Genomic DNA, 15,784 nt, shown 5'->3' on the forward strand with positions numbered 1-15,784 from the left:
TCTTGCCATGACCCGCTATATCGACGTAAACGACCTCAGCTACCTGGTCTCGCAAAAAGGCTTGCAAACCTGCATCAGCGAGATGGCCGAATACATCCACGCCGACTACCTGCGCTGGCAGGATTTCGAAAAATGCGCACGTCTGGCCAACCACTCGCCGGAGGGCGTGATCGAGCTGATGCCGGTGTCCGACGCGTCGCTGTACGCGTTCAAATACGTTAACGGTCACCCGAAAAACACCCTGGCCGGCATGCTCACCGTCATGGCCTTTGGCGCCCTGGGCGATGTCGACACCGGTAAACCCGTACTGCTGGCGGAAATGACCCTGACCACCGCCATCCGCACCGCCGCCACCTCGGCGCTGGTGGCGCGCTACCTGGCCCGCGACAACAGCCGCAGCATGGCGTTGATCGGCAACGGCTCCCAAAGCGAATTCCAGGCCCTGGCCTTCCACGCCATGCTCGGCATCAATGAAATTCGCCTGTTCGATATCGACGCCAAGGCCACCGCCAAGCTGGCGGCCAACCTCAAGGCGTTCCCGGCGATCAAGGTGATCCTGGCCGCCAGCGTGGCCGAAGCGGTCAAAGGCGCGGACATCGTCACCACCGTGACCGCCGACAAGGCCTACGCCACCATCCTCACCAACGAGATGATCGAGCCGGGCATGCACCTCAACGCCGTGGGCGGCGACTGCCCGGGCAAGACCGAGCTGGACCGCCGCATCGTCGAGCGCGCCCGGGTGATCGTCGAGTACGAACCGCAAAGCCGCATCGAAGGTGAGATCCAACACATGCCGCCAGACTCACCGGTGACCGAACTGTGGCAAGTGATCAACGGCCAGCAACCCGGCCGCGAAAACGCACGCCAGGTCACGCTGTTCGACTCGGTGGGCTTTGCCATCGAAGACTACTCGGCCCTGCGTTACGTGTTGGACGTGGCCCAGGCCCTGGATGTAGGCCGCGAGCTGGAGCTGGTGCCTGACCTCGCCGACCCCAAGGACCTGTTCGCACGCCTGGCCCAACAGCCCGGCGTACAGCACAAAAAGCGCGCCTGAGACCGCTCTGGCCTGCCGCTTTGCGCCCAGGCCAGGTCAGATTTCGACGAGTAAAAAGCCGATTTAGCGCGTGCGGCAGCCGATTCCGCTGCATTGCGCTTTTTAACAGCGCAATTTGCCCTTTGCGCACGGGGTAAACGACACAAAAAACGCACCATCATGAAGCATTCTGAGCCCGACCAAAGCGTCACCCAATGCATGCAAGCCGCACCTTTTTCTACTGCCCTGACATCAATTACAAAATATAGGGACTACACCATGACCCCATTGCGATCACTCATCGCTGCGTTGCTGTTGCCACTGTGCGCCACCGCCGCCCACGCCCAGGAATGGAAAGAAATCCGCTTCGGCGTGTTCCCCGAATACCCTCCCTTCGAATCCGTCGCCGCCGACGGCAGCCTGCAAGGCTTCGATATCGAATTAGGCAATGCGATCTGCGCCAAGCTCGAAGTGAAATGCACCTGGGTGCACAACGAATTCGACGGCATGATCCCGGCACTGCGCGCGCGTAAGTTCGACGCCATCATGTCGTCGATGGCCGTGACCCCGGCCCGCGAAAAACAGATCGACTTCACCGACCGCCTGTTCCTCAGCCCGACTTCGGTGATCACCCGCAAAAATGCCGACTTCGGCGACACCCCGCAATCGCTCAAGGGCAAGCAGGTCGGCGTGCTGCAAGGCTCGCTGCAGGAAGCCTATGCCCGCGCGCAGTTGACCAGGCTCGGTGCCCAGGTCAAGGCGTACCAGTCCCAGGACCAGAACTACGCCGACCTGCAGAACGGGCGCCTCGACGCCACCCTGACCGACAAGCTCGAAGCGCAGCTCAACTTCCTGTCCAAGCCTGAAGGCGCCGACTTCAAGACCGGCCCGGCCTTCAAGGACCCGACCCTGCCCCTGGACATCGCCATGGGCCTGCGCAAGAACGATCAGGAACTGCGTGCGCTGATCAACAAGGGCATCGCTGCCGTGCAGGCCGATGGCACTTATGCGCAGATCCAGCAAAAGTACTTCGGCGACCAAGACATCTACCACGAGTAAGCCATCACAATCCCCTGTGTGAGATGGCTTATGTGGGAGGGGGCTTGCTCCCGATGAGGGCGCGCCAGTCGGCACATGTATTGACTGACCCACCGCTATCGGGAGCAAGCCCCCTCCCCCAAAAGCCTCTCCCACAAGGGTATGTCTGCGCCCTTCAGAGATTCTTCCGATGAACGACTTTCTCAACCTGCACGGCTACGGCCCGATGCTGGCCCAGGGTGCCTGGATGACGCTCAAGCTGGCGTTCCTCGCACTGGCCCTGAGCCTCGCCCTGGGCCTGATTGCCGCCGGCGCGAAGCTGTCCAGCGCCAAATGGCTGCGCATACCCGCCACGCTGTACACCACGCTGATCCGCAGCGTGCCGGACCTGGTGCTGATCCTGCTGATTTTCTACAGCCTGCAACTGTGGCTGAACGACCTGACCGAAACCTTCGGCTGGGACTACTTCGAAATCGACCCCTTCACCGCTGGGGTGATCACCCTGGGCTTTATCTACGGGGCATATTTCACCGAGAACTTCCGTGGCGCGATCCTCAGCGTGCCGGCCGGCCAACTGGAAGCCGCCACCGCCTACGGCCTGAGCCGCTGGCAGCGTTTCCATCTGGTGCTATTCCCGCAATTGATGCGCTTTGCGCTGCCGGGTCTGGGCAATAACTGGCTGGTGCTGCTCAAGTCCACGGCGCTGGTTTCGATCATCGGCCTGTCGGACCTGGTAAAGGCCGCGCAAAACGCCGGCAAGACCACCAGCGAGCCGCTGTACTTCCTGATCCTCGCAGGCCTGGTGTACCTGGTGATCACCACCCTCTCCAACCGCATCTTCAAGCGCCTCGAACGGCGCTACAACCTCGGCATCAAGGGGATGGCGCGATGATCGAACTGTTCCAGCAATACGGCCTGGCCTACGTGTTCAGCGATGGCGCGGGGTTATCCGGCGTGGCCATGACGCTATGGCTGTTCATTGTCTCGGTGGTACTCGGCTTTTTTCTGTCGATCCCGTTGGCACTGGCCCGGGTCTCGGCGCATTTCTGGCTGCGCTGGCCGGTCGAGATGTACACCTACCTGTTCCGTGGCACGCCGTTGTATATCCAACTGCTGATTTGCTACACCGGGCTGTACAGCCTGGACGTGGTGCAGGACAACGCCCTGCTCAATCAATTTTTCCGCAATGCATTGAACTGCACCCTGCTGGCCTTTGTGCTCAACACCTGCGCCTACACCGTGGAAATCTTCGCCGGCGCTATCCGCAATATTCCCCACGGCGAGATCGAAGCCGCGCGCGCCTATGGCCTGCACGGCTGGCGGCTGAATCTGTTTGTGGTGGTTCCGGCGGCCTTGCGCCGTGCGTTGCCGGCCTACAGCAACGAAATGATCCTGATGCTGCACGCCACGTCGCTGGCGTTCACCGCCACGGTCGCCGACATTCTCAAAGTGGCCCGCGACGCCAATGCCGAAACCTTCCTGACCTTCCAGGCCTTCGGTATCGCGGCCCTGCTGTACATGCTGCTGTCCTTTGCACTGGTGGGCCTGTTTCGACTGGCCGAACGTCGCTGGATGCGTTTTCTTGTTCCTACCCGAGGCTAACCCATGAATCAGTCCGCGCAGGCCCTGGCCACCTATCCTGTCGATATTCCCGCGGCCAAAACCGCAACCGCTGCCGTCAAGCTCCAGGTCGAAGGCATCCATAAACGCTACGGCGAACACGAGGTGCTCAAGGGCGTGTCCCTCAACGCCCGCCACGGCGATGTGATCAGCCTGATCGGCGCCAGCGGCTCGGGCAAAAGCACCCTGCTGCGCTGCATCAACTTTCTGGAACAGCCGGACGCCGGGGTCATCACCCTGGACGGCATCAGCATTCAAATGCAACAAGGCCGCGCAGGTACCCGCGCACCGCATCAGGCGCAATTGCAGAACCTGCGCACGCGCCTGGCCATGGTGTTCCAGCACTTCAACCTGTGGAGCCACATGACCGTGCTGGAGAACATCACCATGGCCCCGCGCCGAGTGCTGGGGGTGAGCGCGGCCGAGGCGGAACAACGTGCGCGCCTGTACCTGGACAAAGTCGGCCTGCCCGGCCGCGTGGCGGATCAATACCCGGCATTTCTGTCCGGCGGCCAGCAACAGCGCGTGGCCATCGCACGCGCCCTGGCGATGGAACCGGAAATTATCCTGTTCGACGAACCCACCTCCGCACTGGACCCAGAACTTGTAGGAGAAGTCCTCAAAGTCATACAGACGTTGGCCGAGGAAGGCCGTACCATGCTGATGGTCACCCACGAGATGGGCTTTGCCCGCCAGGTGTCCAGCCAAGTGCTGTTCCTGCATCAGGGTAGGGTCGAGGAACAAGGCGGTGCCGAGATCCTCGACCACCCCAACAGCGAACGCTTGCAGCAATTTCTTTCCAACCGTTTGAAGTGAAACCCATGGATACCAAGGCCAACGGACCCCATACCTCCCCCGCGCTGGACCGCATCGATGAGGCAATCATCGAAGTACTGCGCCATCAGGGGCGTATCACCTACGAAAAGCTCTCGTCGCTGGTGCATCTCACCCCCAGGCCCTGCCTGGAACGGGTGCGCAAGCTGGAGCGACGCGGGGTGATCCGTGGGTACGGGGCGATCATCGATGTGCAGATGGTCTCACCGGGGCTGTCGCTGCTGGTGCTGGTGGCCTTGTCCAACCAAAGCGGGCGCTCGGCACAAAGGGCGTTCGAGGCCTGCGTGAAAGCGTGCCCCCAGGTGTTCGAATGCCAGTTGATCAGCGGGCCGTTTGACTACAGCCTGAGGATGCGCTGCCGGGACATGGAGCATTACCGGGTGCTGACGGAGACCTGGTTGAACAATGATGAGCTGCATATCGACAAGCTCGTGGCGCATCCCGAACTCGCGGTCGTCAAGAACACCGCCACTGAACTGACCTGATCGTCCGCCCCACAACACTGGAGATTTAATGTGGGCGGGGGGCATCAGTTAGATAGTCACCCGCCCGCTCGCCACAGGTTACTTTTTGCCCACCCTTAACTGACTGGCAGCGGGTCAAGCCTCCCAGATTTTTAACCCTGCCCGCTTGAAATACGTTTGCCGGGTCTAGCGCCAACCAGCTTCGCCTGCCCATCCTTTTGCTTGCCGGTACGCGCCTCGCTGATCAACCCCGGTATCAGCTTGCCCTCCGGCAGGTTCTTCCAGAACCGACTTGGCAGGTGCCCCTCCATCACCTTGGGGTTCAGCCGCGCCGGATTGAAAATATGGCTGTAGTACGTCAACCACATGGCGCTGTGCGGGTCTTCAACAGTTTGCGCCAGCTGGCGCCAGGCTTCGGGACATTGGCGCTCGTGAATCAATTGCTCGCCGTCGTAATACACCGCGTCCAATGGCGTGGCGATCATCCAGCGATGACGCCCCATGCGCCCGACAAAATGCTGGCTGGCGGGTTTAAGGATGTCATGAGCCGGTTCGTGCCAGGCTACGTACTCCGGCAAATGCGGCCCCGCCTCGGCTGGCAGCGCAATGAACCGCACAAACGCGTGCAGGTGATGGGCTTCACGGCTGACCTGCTTGATGCGCCGCTGCAACTCGCTGCCCAATTTGTCACCTGCCAGCATCGCCGTGCGATCCCCATGGCTGACCCGCCATAGCACTTCGTACAACAGGCTCCAGCGTTGATCGCCGTGGTAGCAGGCGGCTGATTCAAGCAGCTCGATCAACGCTTTGGGGATCCGCGCCTGAAACGGCCCAAGCCCGGTGGGTATCGGCTCATCGGTGGCAAACAGGTCCGCCACCTCGGCCTCGCCCCAACAGACCTGGCTGGGGTCGACCTGATGGCTGAGCAACCAGCGCGCCTGTTCGCGCCAGGTGCTGAACAGGTTGTCGCATTCCAGGCTGATCATCCCCACAACCCCATCTGCTGCGGCTGCGGGCGGTCACGCAGTTGTTCGCGCAGCAGCACGCTGGTGCTTTCAGCCTGTTGCGGGTGGTAGTCGCTGGTGATGAAAAACGGCTTGGCCTTGGCCAGCACGCAACGCATGCGGGTCAGGTCTTCGAAGCGGATCTTGCGCTCGCGGCGCAGGTCCACCAGCCGCTGGGTGGTGCGCAGGCCAATGCCTGGGATACGCGCGATCAGGGTGGGTTCGGCGCGGTTCAGGTCCAGCGGGAACACCTCGCGATGCTCCAGGGCCCAGGCCAGCTTGGGATCGATGTCCAACGCCAAATGGCCAGGGCCCTGGAACAGTTCGCCCGCGTTGAAGCCATAGCTGCGCAGCAGAAAATCCGCCTGATACAAACGGTGCTCGCGCATCAGCGGCGGCGCCGCCAGGGGCACGCTCTTGGGGCTGTTGGGAATGGGGCTGAACGCCGAGTAATACACGCGGCGCAACTTGAAGTTGCCGTACAACGCCTCGGCACCGTGGAGGATGGTGCTGTCGTCGGTGTCGTCGGCGCCGACGATCATCTGCGTGCTCTGCCCAGCCGGTGCAAACCGTGGCGCGCGGGGTTCGTTGAAGACGGTCTGCTCGCCGGTATAGATGGTCTGCATGGCCTGCTTGATCGAGCCGATCTGCTTCTCCGGCGCCAACGTCCGCAGGCTGGCGTCAGTGGGCAGCTCGATGTTCACACTGAGGCGATCGGCATAGCGCCCGGCCTCGGCAATCAGCGCCGGGTCGGCTTCAGGGATGGTCTTGAGGTGGATATAACCGCGAAAGTCATGCTCTTGGCGCAACAGCTTGGCCACGCGCACCAACTGCTCCATGGTGTAGTCGGCCGAACGGATGATGCCGGAGCTGAGAAACAACCCGCTGACGCAATTGCGCCGGTAGAAATCCAGGGTCAGGGACACCACCTCCTCCGGGCTGAAACGTGCACGGGGCACATCGCTGGAGCGGCGGTTGACGCAGTATTGGCAGTCGTAGAGACAGAAGTTGGTGAGCAACACCTTGAGCAGCGATACGCAGCGCCCATCGGGTGTGTAGCTATGGCAGATGCCCATGCCATCGGTGGAACCCAGCCCCGCCTTGCCCTCGGAGCTGCGCTTGGGCGCGCCGCTGCTGGCGCACGAAGCGTCGTACTTGGCGGCGTCGGCGAGAATGCTGAGTTTTTCGATCAACTGCATGGAGGGCTGCCTGATACTGGTTTTTTGTACAGTATCAGCCAACCCTTCGGCTCACAAGCGCAGCCCGTCAGCTGGCGGAGGCCAGCAACAGGTCCTGCACCGAGCGGCCCTTGCCGCGGTTACGGTCGTTTTCGTACAACGATGCAGCAATTTCATCGGCGCGAATCGGCAGGATCGACAACAGCGTGTCGCTCAACCCGTGGCTGGCCTGGCTGAACCCCTGGATGTAGATGCCGGCCTTACAGCGCTCATCGGTCACGATGCGGTAGTCACGGGCCACTTCGAAGTCACCCATGTAGGCTTCCAGCGGCGCCAGCAGTTCGCGGTGCATCTGGCGCTCGTAACCGGTGGCCAACACCACGGCATCGTAGTGATTGACGGTGACCTCGCCGGTGGCATTGTTGCGCAGGGTCAACTCCACACCCAGCGGGCCCGCCACAGCCTTTTCGACCACGGTCATGGTGCGGAACGCATGGCGGGCAATACCGGAGACTTTCTGGCGGTAGAAAATCCCGTAGATACGTTCGATCAGGTCCAGGTCCACCACCGAATAGTTGGTGTTCTGGTACTCGGCGACCAGCCGCTCACGCTCGGCGCCGACCTGCTGGAACACCAGGTCGGTAAAGGCCGGCGAGAACACCTCATTGACGAACGGGCTATCATCGGCCGGCTTGAGCGCCGAGCCGCGCAGGATCATGTCGACCTGCACCGACGGGTAGCTGTCATTGAGGTCGATAAAGGCCTCGGCAGCGCTCTGGCCACCGCCGATGATCGCGATACGCATCGCCTTGCCCTCGACACACGGCTGCTGCGCCATGCGCGCCAGGTATTGCGAGTGGTGGAACACGCGGCCGTCGTCCCTGAGCGCCTTGAATGCCTCGGGTACCCGAGGGGTGCCGCCGGCGCTGACCACCACCGAACGGGTGGTGCGCACATGCTGCTCGCCCAGGGCATCGCGGGAAATCACACGCAGCGCCTCGACCTGCTGCTGATGCAGGATCGGTTCGATCGCCAGCACTTCTTCGCCATATCGGCCCTGGCCCTGGAATTGCGCCGCGACCCAGCGCAGGTAGTCGTTGTATTCCATGCGGCACGGATAAAAGGTGCCCAGGTTAATGAAGTCGACCAGGCGATCGTGGGCTTTCAGATAATTGACAAAGGAGTACGGGCTGGTGGGGTTGCGCAGGGTCACCAGGTCCTTGAGGAACGAAATCTGCAGTTCGCTCTGGGTCACCAGGGTATTGCCGTGCCAGCGGTAGTCGGCCTGCTTGTCGAGAAACAACGCATCCAGTTTGCCCTGGGTTTTCTCGCGTTCCTGCAGGGCGATGGCCAGCGCCAGGTTCGATGGGCCGAAACCGATACCGATAAGGTCGTGAACCGCGGGCGAAGCAATTGCCTGTGTCATTCCAGTGTCCTCTGGATAAGCCCCTGGCGATGGGGCGGGGAATACCTTCAAGACCTGCACAACAGGTCGTGTGTTGATAGGAAACGAGGACAGTGAAATAAAATTTAACTGATCGGCGATCAGTGCGCGTCCCACTCGCGCATCCGCACGCGGCAATGTTTCATGGCATTGACGATGTGTTTTTCCACCAGTGCGCGGGAAATATTCAGGCGCTCGGCGATTTGCAGATGAGTCAAACCATCGAGCTTGCGCAGCAGGAAGCTGTTGCGACAGGCCGCCGGCAACTCGGCCAGGGCGCGCTCAAGCAGCTCCAGGCGCTGGCTCTGGTCGTGACTGGCATGGGGGGAAGTGGCAGAAAAGCGCTCTTCGCTGTCGAGGGTTTCCAGCGGTTCGTGCTGACGCAGGGCATTGCGCCGATGGCCATCGATCACCAGGTTGAGCGCGGTGCGGTATAGAAACGCGCGCGGCTGATCGATGGGGGTGTCGCTGGAACGCTCGAGTACCCGCACATAAGCGTCATGCACCACATCTTCGGCCACCTGACGGTTGCCCAGCTTGGCGTTGAGGAAACACACCAGCTCGCGATAGTAGTTTTCCAACATGACTCCCGTCCGCCGAAAGGGGCGGTATCCGTTCCTTGAGCACCTGAAAATGACAGCCGATTGGGTAATGGCAGTTTGACCAAGTGCAATTTATAGTAATTCTCATCTACTTTTAAAGAAGTCTTACGCCAGCGGTCGATTTTTTTGCGTATTCCACCTGTTACACGGTGTGTAACGGCCTAAATCCTCGGGCATTTTTCTCGTTTAACTGTCAGCTCCGCGCAACCGCGCTCCGAACTTTCCCGGCTGGAACCTAAGCATGAAACGCCCTCGACCTGCCCGACGCGCCCTGCTTGTTGTAGCGTGCCTGATCCCCGTGCTTGCCGTCGCCGCCTGGCAGGTACTGCCGCCGGGTCGCGATACGCTGACCACCGTCGCCGTCACGCGCGGCACTATCGAAAACAGCGTGACCGCCCTGGGCACTCTGCAACCACGGCGTTACGTGGATGTCGGCGCCCAGGCCTCCGGGCAGATTCGCAAGATCCACGTCGAGGCCGGCGATCAGGTCCAGGAAGGCCAATTGCTGGTGGAGATCGACCCGTCCACGCAAAAAGCCAAGCTCGACGCCAGCCGCTATGCCATCGAAAACCTCAAGGCCCAGTTTCGGGAGCAACAGGCCCAGCACGCACTGGCCCGCCAGAAGTACCAACGCCAGCAGCGCCTGGTGGCCGGCAACGCCACCCGCGAAGAGGATGTGCAAACCGCCAAGGCGCAATTGAACGCCACCCAGGCCCGGGTCGACATGTTCCAGGCGCAGATTCTCCAGGCCCAGGCCAGCCTGCGCAGCGATGAGGCCGAGCTGGGCTATACACGCATCTATGCGCCGATGAGCGGCACAGTGGTTGCGGTGGACGCGCGGGTCGGCCAGACCCTCAACGCCCAGCAGCAAACGCCGCTGATCCTGCGTATCGCCAAGTTGTCGCCGATGACCGTGTGGGCTGAAGTGTCGGAGGCCGATATCGGCCACGTCAAACCCGGCATGACCGCGTATTTCACCACGCTGAGCGGCGGCAACCGGCGTTGGGCCAGCACTGTGCGGCAGATCCTGCCGATCCCGCCCAAGCCCTTGAGCGAGACCCAGGGCAGCGGCAGCCCCAACGGTTTCGGCAAAAGCGGCACCGGCCGCGTGGTGCTGTACACCGTGCTGCTGGATGTGGACAACAGCGACAATGCCTTGATGGCGGAAATGACCACCCAGGTGTTTTTTGTCGCCGGCCAAGCCAAGGACACACTCACCGCGCCGGTTGCCGCGCTGCTCGGCAACGGCAGCACCGACAAGCAGATCGCCCGGGTAGTCCTGCCGAACGGGCGCATCGAAGAGCGCGAAGTGCAACTGGGCCTCAGCGACCGCCTGCGGGTGCAGGTACTCGGCGGCCTGAGCGAAGGCGATCACCTGGTGATCGGCCCAGCCGACGGCACCGGGGGTTGAATTGACCACACCGCTGATTGAACTCAAGCACATCCGCAAATCCTACGGCGGCGGCGACAGCCCGCAGGTCGACGTCTTGCGTGGCATCGACCTGTCGATCCACGCCGGCGAGTTTGTCGCCATCGTCGGCGCTTCCGGTTCCGGCAAGTCCACCTTGATGAACATCCTCGGTTGCCTCGACCGCCCGAGTGCGGGCGACTACCTGTTCGCCGGGGAAAACGTCGCCCATCTGGACAGCGACGAGCTGGCCTGGCTGCGTCGCGAGGCGTTTGGCTTCGTCTTCCAGGGCTACCACCTGATCCCCTCGGGCTCGGCCCAGGAAAACGTCGAAATGCCGGCGATCTATGCCGGTACCAGTACCGCCGAGCGCCAGGCCCGGGCCACCGCCCTGCTCACCCGCCTGGGCCTGGCGGAGCGCACCGGCAACCGTCCTCATCAACTGTCCGGCGGGCAGCAGCAACGGGTCTCGATTGCCCGCGCCCTGATGAACGGCGGCCATATCATCCTCGCCGATGAACCCACCGGCGCCCTCGACAGCCACAGCGGCGCCGAGGTGATGACCCTGCTGGACGAACTGGCCGGCCAGGGCCATGTGGTCATCCTGATTACCCACGACCGCGAGGTGGCGGCGCGGGCCAACCGCATCATCGAGATTCGTGACGGCCTGATCATCAGCGATTCGGCCGAGCACCGCCCGCTCGCCCCTACCGCCCACAGCGGCGCCCTGCAAGCCGTGGACCTGCGCCGGCGGCTGAGCGACGGCGTCGAACACAATGGCGCCTGGAAGGCCGAAGTGGTGGATGCCGTGCAAGCGGCCTGGCGCGTCATGTGGATCAACCGTTTTCGCACGGCGCTGACCCTGCTGGGGATCATCATCGGCGTGGCCTCGGTGGTGGTAATGCTGGCGGTCGGCGAAGGCAGCAAACGCCAGGTCATGGCGCAAATGGGCGCGTTCGGCTCCAACATCCTCTACCTGAGCGGCGCATCGCCCAACCCGCGCACGCCGCCGGGGGTGATTACGCTCAGTGACGTCGCGGCGCTGGCGGCGTTGCCTCAGGTCAAGCGCATCATGCCGGTCAACGGCAGCGCAGCCGGCGTGCGCTATGGCAACCTCGACTACATGGCCTATGTGGGCGGCAACGACACCAACTTCCCGGACATCTTCAACTGGCCAGTGGTCGAGGGCAGCTATTTCACCGCCGCCGACGAACGCACCGGCGCCACGGTCGCCGTGATCGGCCATCGTATCCGCCAGCGGCTGTTCAAGGCCCCGGTCAACCCGATCGGCCAGTACATCCTGATTGAAAACGTGCCCTTCCAAGTGATCGGCGTGCTCGCGGAAAAAGGCGCCGCCTCCGGCGACAAGGACAGCGACGACCGCATCGCCATCCCCTACACCGCCGCCAGCGTGCGCCTGTTCGGCAGCTACAACCCCGAATACGTGGTGATTGCCGCCGCTGATGCGCGCCGGGTTCACGAAACCGAAGTGGCGATCGACCAGTTGATGCAAAAGCTGCACAACGGTAAACGCGACTACGAGTTGACCAACAACGCCGCGATGATCCAGGCCGAAGCGCGTACCCAGAACACCCTGTCGCTGATGCTCGGTTCGATTGCCGCGATTTCGCTGCTGGTGGGAGGGATCGGTGTCATGAACATCATGCTGATGACCGTGCGCGAGCGCACCCGTGAGATCGGCATCCGCATGGCCACCGGCGCCCGCCAGCGCGACATCCTGCGCCAGTTCCTCACCGAAGCGGTGATGCTCTCGGTGGTCGGCGGCCTGTGCGGTATCGCCCTGGCGCTGCTGGTGGGTGGCGTGTTGGTGCTGGCCAAGGTGGCGGTGCAGTTTTCCTTGGTGGCGGTACTCGGCGCATTTGGTTGTGCGCTGGTCACCGGCGTCGTATTCGGCTTTATGCCGGCCCGTAAAGCTGCCCGGCTCGATCCGGTTAAGGCGTTGACCAGTGAATAAACGACCCATCCCCGCTCACCCGTGCGTGCTCAGCCTGTGCCTGTTGCTCGGCGCCTGCGCCGGCAACCCTGCGGCCGTCGACAGCGAAATCACGCCGCCGGCGGCCTGGCAATACGTCGGGGGCGAAGCCGCCCAGACCGCCCACCCACAATGGTGGGCGCAGTTCGGCAGCCCGCAACTCAACCGCCTGGTCGTTCAGGCCCGGCATGACAGCGTTGACGTGGCCGCGGCCATGGCTCGCGTGCGCCAGGCCCAGGCCACGGCGGTGATCGCCGGGGCGCCGCTGTTGCCCGAGGTGAAGTTCGACCTGAGCACCAGCCACCAGAAACTGATGCGCGGGCCCGGCGGCCCGAACCTGGATGCCTCGCCCAGCGAACGCACGGTCGACGGCTTCGGCGTCAACCTTGCCGCCAGTTACGAAGTGGACTTCTGGGGCGGCCGCGCCGCCGCCCGCGACAGCGCCCTGCACAGCCTGCGCGCCAGCGAATTCGACCGCGCCACCGTGGAGCTGACCCTGGTCAGCAACGTGGCCGACCGCTACGCACAAACCCTGGCCACCCGCCAGCGCCAGCAGATCGCCGAGTTGAACCTGGCCAATGCGCGCAATGTGCTCAAGCTGGTGCAAACCCGCTATGACGCAGGTTCCGCCACCGCCCTGGAATTGGCCCAGCAGAAAAGCCTGGTGGCCAGCCAACAGCGCCAGTTGCCATTGCTTGCCCAACTGGCCGAAGAATCCCGGATCACCCTCGCCGCCCTCCTCGGCCAACCGGTGCAAGCCCTGGACCTGGGCACCGAACCTTTCCAGGCCCTGACCTGGCCGACCATCGGCGCCGGCCTGCCCAGCCAACTGCTCAGCCGCCGACCGGATATCGCCAAGGCCGAAGCGGAACTCTCGGCGGCGCAAGCCAACGTCACAGTGGCCCGCGCCGCCATGCTGCCGGCCGTGACCCTCGGCGCGACCTTTGGCTCCGACGCCTACAAAGCCCTGGACATCCTGCGCAGCCCTTACTACACCCTGACCGCCGGCCTGGTGGGGCCGATCTTCAACAACGGTCGTTTAAGCGCCGAGCGCGACAAGGCCCGTGCGCGCCAGGATGAACTGTTGCAAACCTATCGCGGCGCAATCATCAATGGGTTTGCCGATGTGGAAAAATCCCTCAGCAGCATCACGCGCCTGAACCAGCAGCGCGAATGGCAGGCAGAAGAACTGCAACAGGCGCAGACCGCCTTCCAGATCGCCGAAAGCCGCTACCAGGCGGGTGCCGAAGACCTGCTGACGGTACTGGAAACCCAACGCACCCTGTACGCCGCCCAGGACGCCCATGTGCAATTGCGTCTGTCGCGCCTGCAAGCCAGCATCGGGTTGTACAAGGCATTGGGGGGTGGCTGGCAAAGCGAACACTGATAAAAAATCCAAAATCCTACACAAGCTGTCTTCTCACCCTACATTCTTTAGACCGGGGTCCTTGGTAAAAAAGCCGCCCTAACACGGCTGCCCAGGACCTCCCGATGACTGTCGCAAAGCACCTCGCCTGGGGCTGTCTCTGGCTGGCCGCAGGCCTTGGCCATGCCGAGCCGCTGATCAGGCCCACCGCGATCGACTGGCTGCTGGACTGCCCCCTCCCCACCGCGCAGCGTCTGGACCCCGAGGTACTGGCGCGCACCCAGTGCGGCATCGTGAGCGTACCGCGTAACCATGCCGCTCCCAGGCAAGGCCACCTGAACCTCTACCTGACCCGGGTCGGTGCCCGCGAGCCGTTGAACCGCGAGGGTGTGGTATTCGCCCAGTCCGGCGACCCGCCACACCCCAACAGCGGCGGCACCTTCGCCATTCAACTGGCCAGCCAGTGGGGGGCTTCCGCGGCCAGCGCCTATCGCACATTGCTCAACCGCTACGACGTGATTGAGCTGGGCACGCGCGACCTGGGCCGCGATGAGGATGTCGAACAAGCCGCACGCGACTTGGAATTCGTACGCACCCAACTGGGCGACGCACAACTGCACTACCTGGGTAACGCCGCCGCCACGCGCCTGGGCAACCGCTACGCGGCGCTGTTTCCCGAACGCGTCGCGCGCATGGTGCTGGTCAACGGCGAACGCGGCATGACGGACGCGCCTCAAGTGCAACAACTGCACCTCAAGGAACCCGCCAAACCCGGCGCCAACCGTTGCGTGACCCAATGGGTCGGGGCCTTTCTGGCGTATGGCAAACAGCCGCCACCGTCGACCCGCTGTGTGGGTTCAGATGACGGGTGACAGCACGCCGTTTACGACCTCCTTGCACCGAAAACGACGCGCTGCGTTGACGCTCCGTGCCAATCGTTATTAAGTGCTATTTATCCGCATTAATACGATAAATCGAACCCATGCTAAGCCGACCGCTGCGACGCAAACGCCAGAAGCTCTCCGATGTGATTGTCGAGTCGGTCAAGCGCTCCATCGTCACCGATGCCTTGAAACCCGGCGACCGCCTGCCCACCGAGCGCGAGCTGATGGAAAGTTTCCAGTGCTCCAAAGGCTCGGCCCGCGAGGCGCTCAAGGCCCTGGAAGTGGAAGGTTTGGTGAGTACACGCACTGGCCCCAGCGGCGGCGCGTACCTGAACCAGGCCGGCACCGAACCCGCCAGCCGCGCCTTGCGCAACTACCTGCACTTCCAGCATCTGGACGGCGAGCAGGTGTACCAACTGCGCAAGGTGATCGAGGTGGAACTGGCGGTCTCCGTGCTCGGGCGTTTGAGTGAAAACGACTTTCAGGCCTTGCAGGACAACGTGGATTTTTGCAGCGACCCGGAAGACAGCGAGGCCGGCCAGCGCGAACAGCGCCTGGCGGAACTGGAGTTTCACAACCTGCTGGCCAAGGCCTGCCCCAACCCGTTGCTGAGCTTTATGGCGCAGTTTCTCAATGACCTGTTGCGCGACCTCGTGGTGCTGAAAAAAGCCTACAAACCCAAGCGCAAACAGTTCGACGCGGCCAACCTGGACTATCACAAACAGCTGCTGATCGCCTTTCGCGCCGGGGATGAAAGCGCGGTGCGCAGCCTGATGCATGAACACATGTGCGATGCCGAACACCATATGACCGCGCTGGAAGGCCAGGTCAGCCCGCACTTTCTGCTGGAGTTCGATCACAACCACTGAATACACCGCGTTACCCCAATAAAAAACGCCTGCCCACAGGCCCCAGC

15 protein-coding genes are annotated in these 15,784 nt (G+C 62.7%); 11 read left to right on the forward strand and 4 right to left on the reverse strand.

Going from position 1 to position 15,784, the window contains the following annotated elements; all coding sequences use genetic code 11:
- Nucleotides 1–7: 7 nt before the first annotated feature.
- From ocd to KSS96_RS18650, 6 genes are all read left to right on the forward strand, one after another.
- Entirely contained in the window at nucleotides 8–1,054 is a 1,047-nt protein-coding gene (gene ocd / locus KSS96_RS18625) for an ornithine cyclodeaminase (RefSeq protein ID WP_065877564.1), read from the forward strand.
- 258 nt (nucleotides 1,055–1,312) lie between these two features.
- Nucleotides 1,313–2,092: an ABC transporter substrate-binding protein gene (locus tag KSS96_RS18630; RefSeq protein WP_017527030.1), complete on the forward strand. Its 780-nt coding sequence runs from the start codon at nucleotides 1,313–1,315 to the stop codon at nucleotides 2,090–2,092.
- A gap of 169 nt (nucleotides 2,093–2,261) precedes the next feature.
- A complete protein-coding gene (locus KSS96_RS18635) occupies nucleotides 2,262–2,963 on the forward strand; it encodes an ABC transporter permease (RefSeq protein ID WP_017527029.1) in 702 nt (233 codons plus the stop codon).
- Nucleotides 2,960–3,673 (forward strand): ABC transporter permease, encoded by a 714-nt coding sequence (locus tag KSS96_RS18640; RefSeq protein ID WP_017527028.1) that lies wholly within the window; start codon nucleotides 2,960–2,962, stop codon nucleotides 3,671–3,673. The genes KSS96_RS18635 and KSS96_RS18640 overlap by 4 nt, the downstream gene beginning before the upstream one ends.
- A gap of 3 nt (nucleotides 3,674–3,676) precedes the next feature.
- Nucleotides 3,677–4,507 (forward strand): ABC transporter ATP-binding protein, encoded by an 831-nt coding sequence (locus KSS96_RS18645; RefSeq protein WP_065877567.1) that lies wholly within the window; start codon nucleotides 3,677–3,679, stop codon nucleotides 4,505–4,507.
- Nucleotides 4,508–4,512: 5 nt separating this feature from the next.
- Entirely contained in the window at nucleotides 4,513–5,010 is a 498-nt protein-coding gene (locus tag KSS96_RS18650) for an Lrp/AsnC family transcriptional regulator (protein WP_017527026.1), read from the forward strand.
- 131 nt (nucleotides 5,011–5,141) lie between these two features.
- Here KSS96_RS18650 and KSS96_RS18655 read toward each other — a convergent pair whose 3' ends face one another.
- The 4 genes from KSS96_RS18655 to KSS96_RS18670 all read right to left on the reverse strand — a co-directional run bounded on the left by KSS96_RS18655 (nucleotide 5,142) and on the right by KSS96_RS18670 (nucleotide 9,199).
- Nucleotides 5,142–5,975 (reverse strand): TIGR03915 family putative DNA repair protein, encoded by an 834-nt coding sequence (locus KSS96_RS18655; RefSeq protein WP_068937415.1) that lies wholly within the window; start codon nucleotides 5,973–5,975, stop codon nucleotides 5,142–5,144.
- Entirely contained in the window at nucleotides 5,972–7,192 is a 1,221-nt protein-coding gene (locus KSS96_RS18660) for a putative DNA modification/repair radical SAM protein (protein WP_065877569.1), read from the reverse strand. Before KSS96_RS18660 ends, KSS96_RS18655 begins: the two co-directional genes overlap by 4 nt.
- A gap of 67 nt (nucleotides 7,193–7,259) precedes the next feature.
- A complete protein-coding gene (locus KSS96_RS18665; RefSeq protein WP_017527023.1) occupies nucleotides 7,260–8,597 on the reverse strand; it encodes a lysine N(6)-hydroxylase/L-ornithine N(5)-oxygenase family protein in 1,338 nt (445 codons plus the stop codon).
- Nucleotides 8,598–8,716: 119 nt separating this feature from the next.
- On the reverse strand, nucleotides 8,717–9,199 hold the full coding sequence (locus tag KSS96_RS18670) for a sigma-70 family RNA polymerase sigma factor (RefSeq protein ID WP_017527022.1): 483 nt from the start codon (nucleotides 9,197–9,199) through the stop codon (nucleotides 8,717–8,719).
- A 259-nt stretch (nucleotides 9,200–9,458) separates the two neighbouring features.
- Here KSS96_RS18670 and KSS96_RS18675 point away from each other — a divergent pair, with 259 nt between their 5' ends.
- From KSS96_RS18675 to KSS96_RS18695, 5 genes are all read left to right on the forward strand, one after another.
- On the forward strand, nucleotides 9,459–10,628 hold the full coding sequence (locus KSS96_RS18675; RefSeq protein WP_017527021.1) for an efflux RND transporter periplasmic adaptor subunit: 1,170 nt from the start codon (nucleotides 9,459–9,461) through the stop codon (nucleotides 10,626–10,628).
- Nucleotide 10,629: 1 nt separating this feature from the next.
- Complete coding sequence (locus KSS96_RS18680; RefSeq protein ID WP_065877571.1) at nucleotides 10,630–12,600, forward strand: MacB family efflux pump subunit; 1,971 nt, start codon at nucleotides 10,630–10,632, stop codon at nucleotides 12,598–12,600.
- Entirely contained in the window at nucleotides 12,593–14,005 is a 1,413-nt protein-coding gene (locus KSS96_RS18685) for an efflux transporter outer membrane subunit (protein ID WP_225913295.1), read from the forward strand. The genes KSS96_RS18680 and KSS96_RS18685 overlap by 8 nt, the downstream gene beginning before the upstream one ends.
- 104 nt (nucleotides 14,006–14,109) lie before the next feature.
- Complete coding sequence (locus KSS96_RS18690) at nucleotides 14,110–14,856, forward strand: alpha/beta fold hydrolase (protein ID WP_217855195.1); 747 nt, start codon at nucleotides 14,110–14,112, stop codon at nucleotides 14,854–14,856.
- Nucleotides 14,857–14,966: 110 nt separating this feature from the next.
- Nucleotides 14,967–15,737: a FadR/GntR family transcriptional regulator gene (locus tag KSS96_RS18695; protein WP_116077771.1), complete on the forward strand. Its 771-nt coding sequence runs from the start codon at nucleotides 14,967–14,969 to the stop codon at nucleotides 15,735–15,737.
- Nucleotides 15,738–15,784: the final 47 nt, after the last annotated feature.

It is taken from the genome of Pseudomonas asgharzadehiana, assembly GCF_019139815.1.
Lineage (GTDB): Bacteria > Pseudomonadota > Gammaproteobacteria > Pseudomonadales > Pseudomonadaceae > Aquipseudomonas > Aquipseudomonas asgharzadehiana.

Excerpts from the sequence above, each read along its gene's own strand:
- KSS96_RS18695 (WP_116077771.1), top strand. The coding sequence starts at position 14,967 with ATGCTAAGCCGACCGCTGCGACGCAAACGCCAGAAGCTCTCCGATGTG.
- KSS96_RS18690 (WP_217855195.1), top strand. The coding sequence starts at position 14,110 with ATGACTGTCGCAAAGCACCTCGCCTGGGGCTGTCTCTGGCTGGCCGCA.
- ocd (WP_065877564.1), top strand. The coding sequence starts at position 8 with ATGACCCGCTATATCGACGTAAACGACCTCAGCTACCTGGTCTCGCAA.
- KSS96_RS18675 (WP_017527021.1), top strand. The coding sequence starts at position 9,459 with ATGAAACGCCCTCGACCTGCCCGACGCGCCCTGCTTGTTGTAGCGTGC.
- KSS96_RS18630 (WP_017527030.1), top strand. The coding sequence starts at position 1,313 with ATGACCCCATTGCGATCACTCATCGCTGCGTTGCTGTTGCCACTGTGC.
- KSS96_RS18635 (WP_017527029.1), top strand. The coding sequence starts at position 2,262 with ATGAACGACTTTCTCAACCTGCACGGCTACGGCCCGATGCTGGCCCAG.
- KSS96_RS18650 (WP_017527026.1), top strand. The coding sequence starts at position 4,513 with ATGGATACCAAGGCCAACGGACCCCATACCTCCCCCGCGCTGGACCGC.
- KSS96_RS18655 (WP_068937415.1), bottom strand. The coding sequence starts at position 5,975 with ATGATCAGCCTGGAATGCGACAACCTGTTCAGCACCTGGCGCGAACAG.
- KSS96_RS18645 (WP_065877567.1), top strand. The coding sequence starts at position 3,677 with ATGAATCAGTCCGCGCAGGCCCTGGCCACCTATCCTGTCGATATTCCC.
- KSS96_RS18640 (WP_017527028.1), top strand. The coding sequence starts at position 2,960 with ATGATCGAACTGTTCCAGCAATACGGCCTGGCCTACGTGTTCAGCGAT.
- KSS96_RS18670 (WP_017527022.1), bottom strand. The coding sequence starts at position 9,199 with ATGTTGGAAAACTACTATCGCGAGCTGGTGTGTTTCCTCAACGCCAAG.
- KSS96_RS18660 (WP_065877569.1), bottom strand. The coding sequence starts at position 7,192 with ATGCAGTTGATCGAAAAACTCAGCATTCTCGCCGACGCCGCCAAGTAC.
- KSS96_RS18665 (WP_017527023.1), bottom strand. The coding sequence starts at position 8,597 with ATGACACAGGCAATTGCTTCGCCCGCGGTTCACGACCTTATCGGTATC.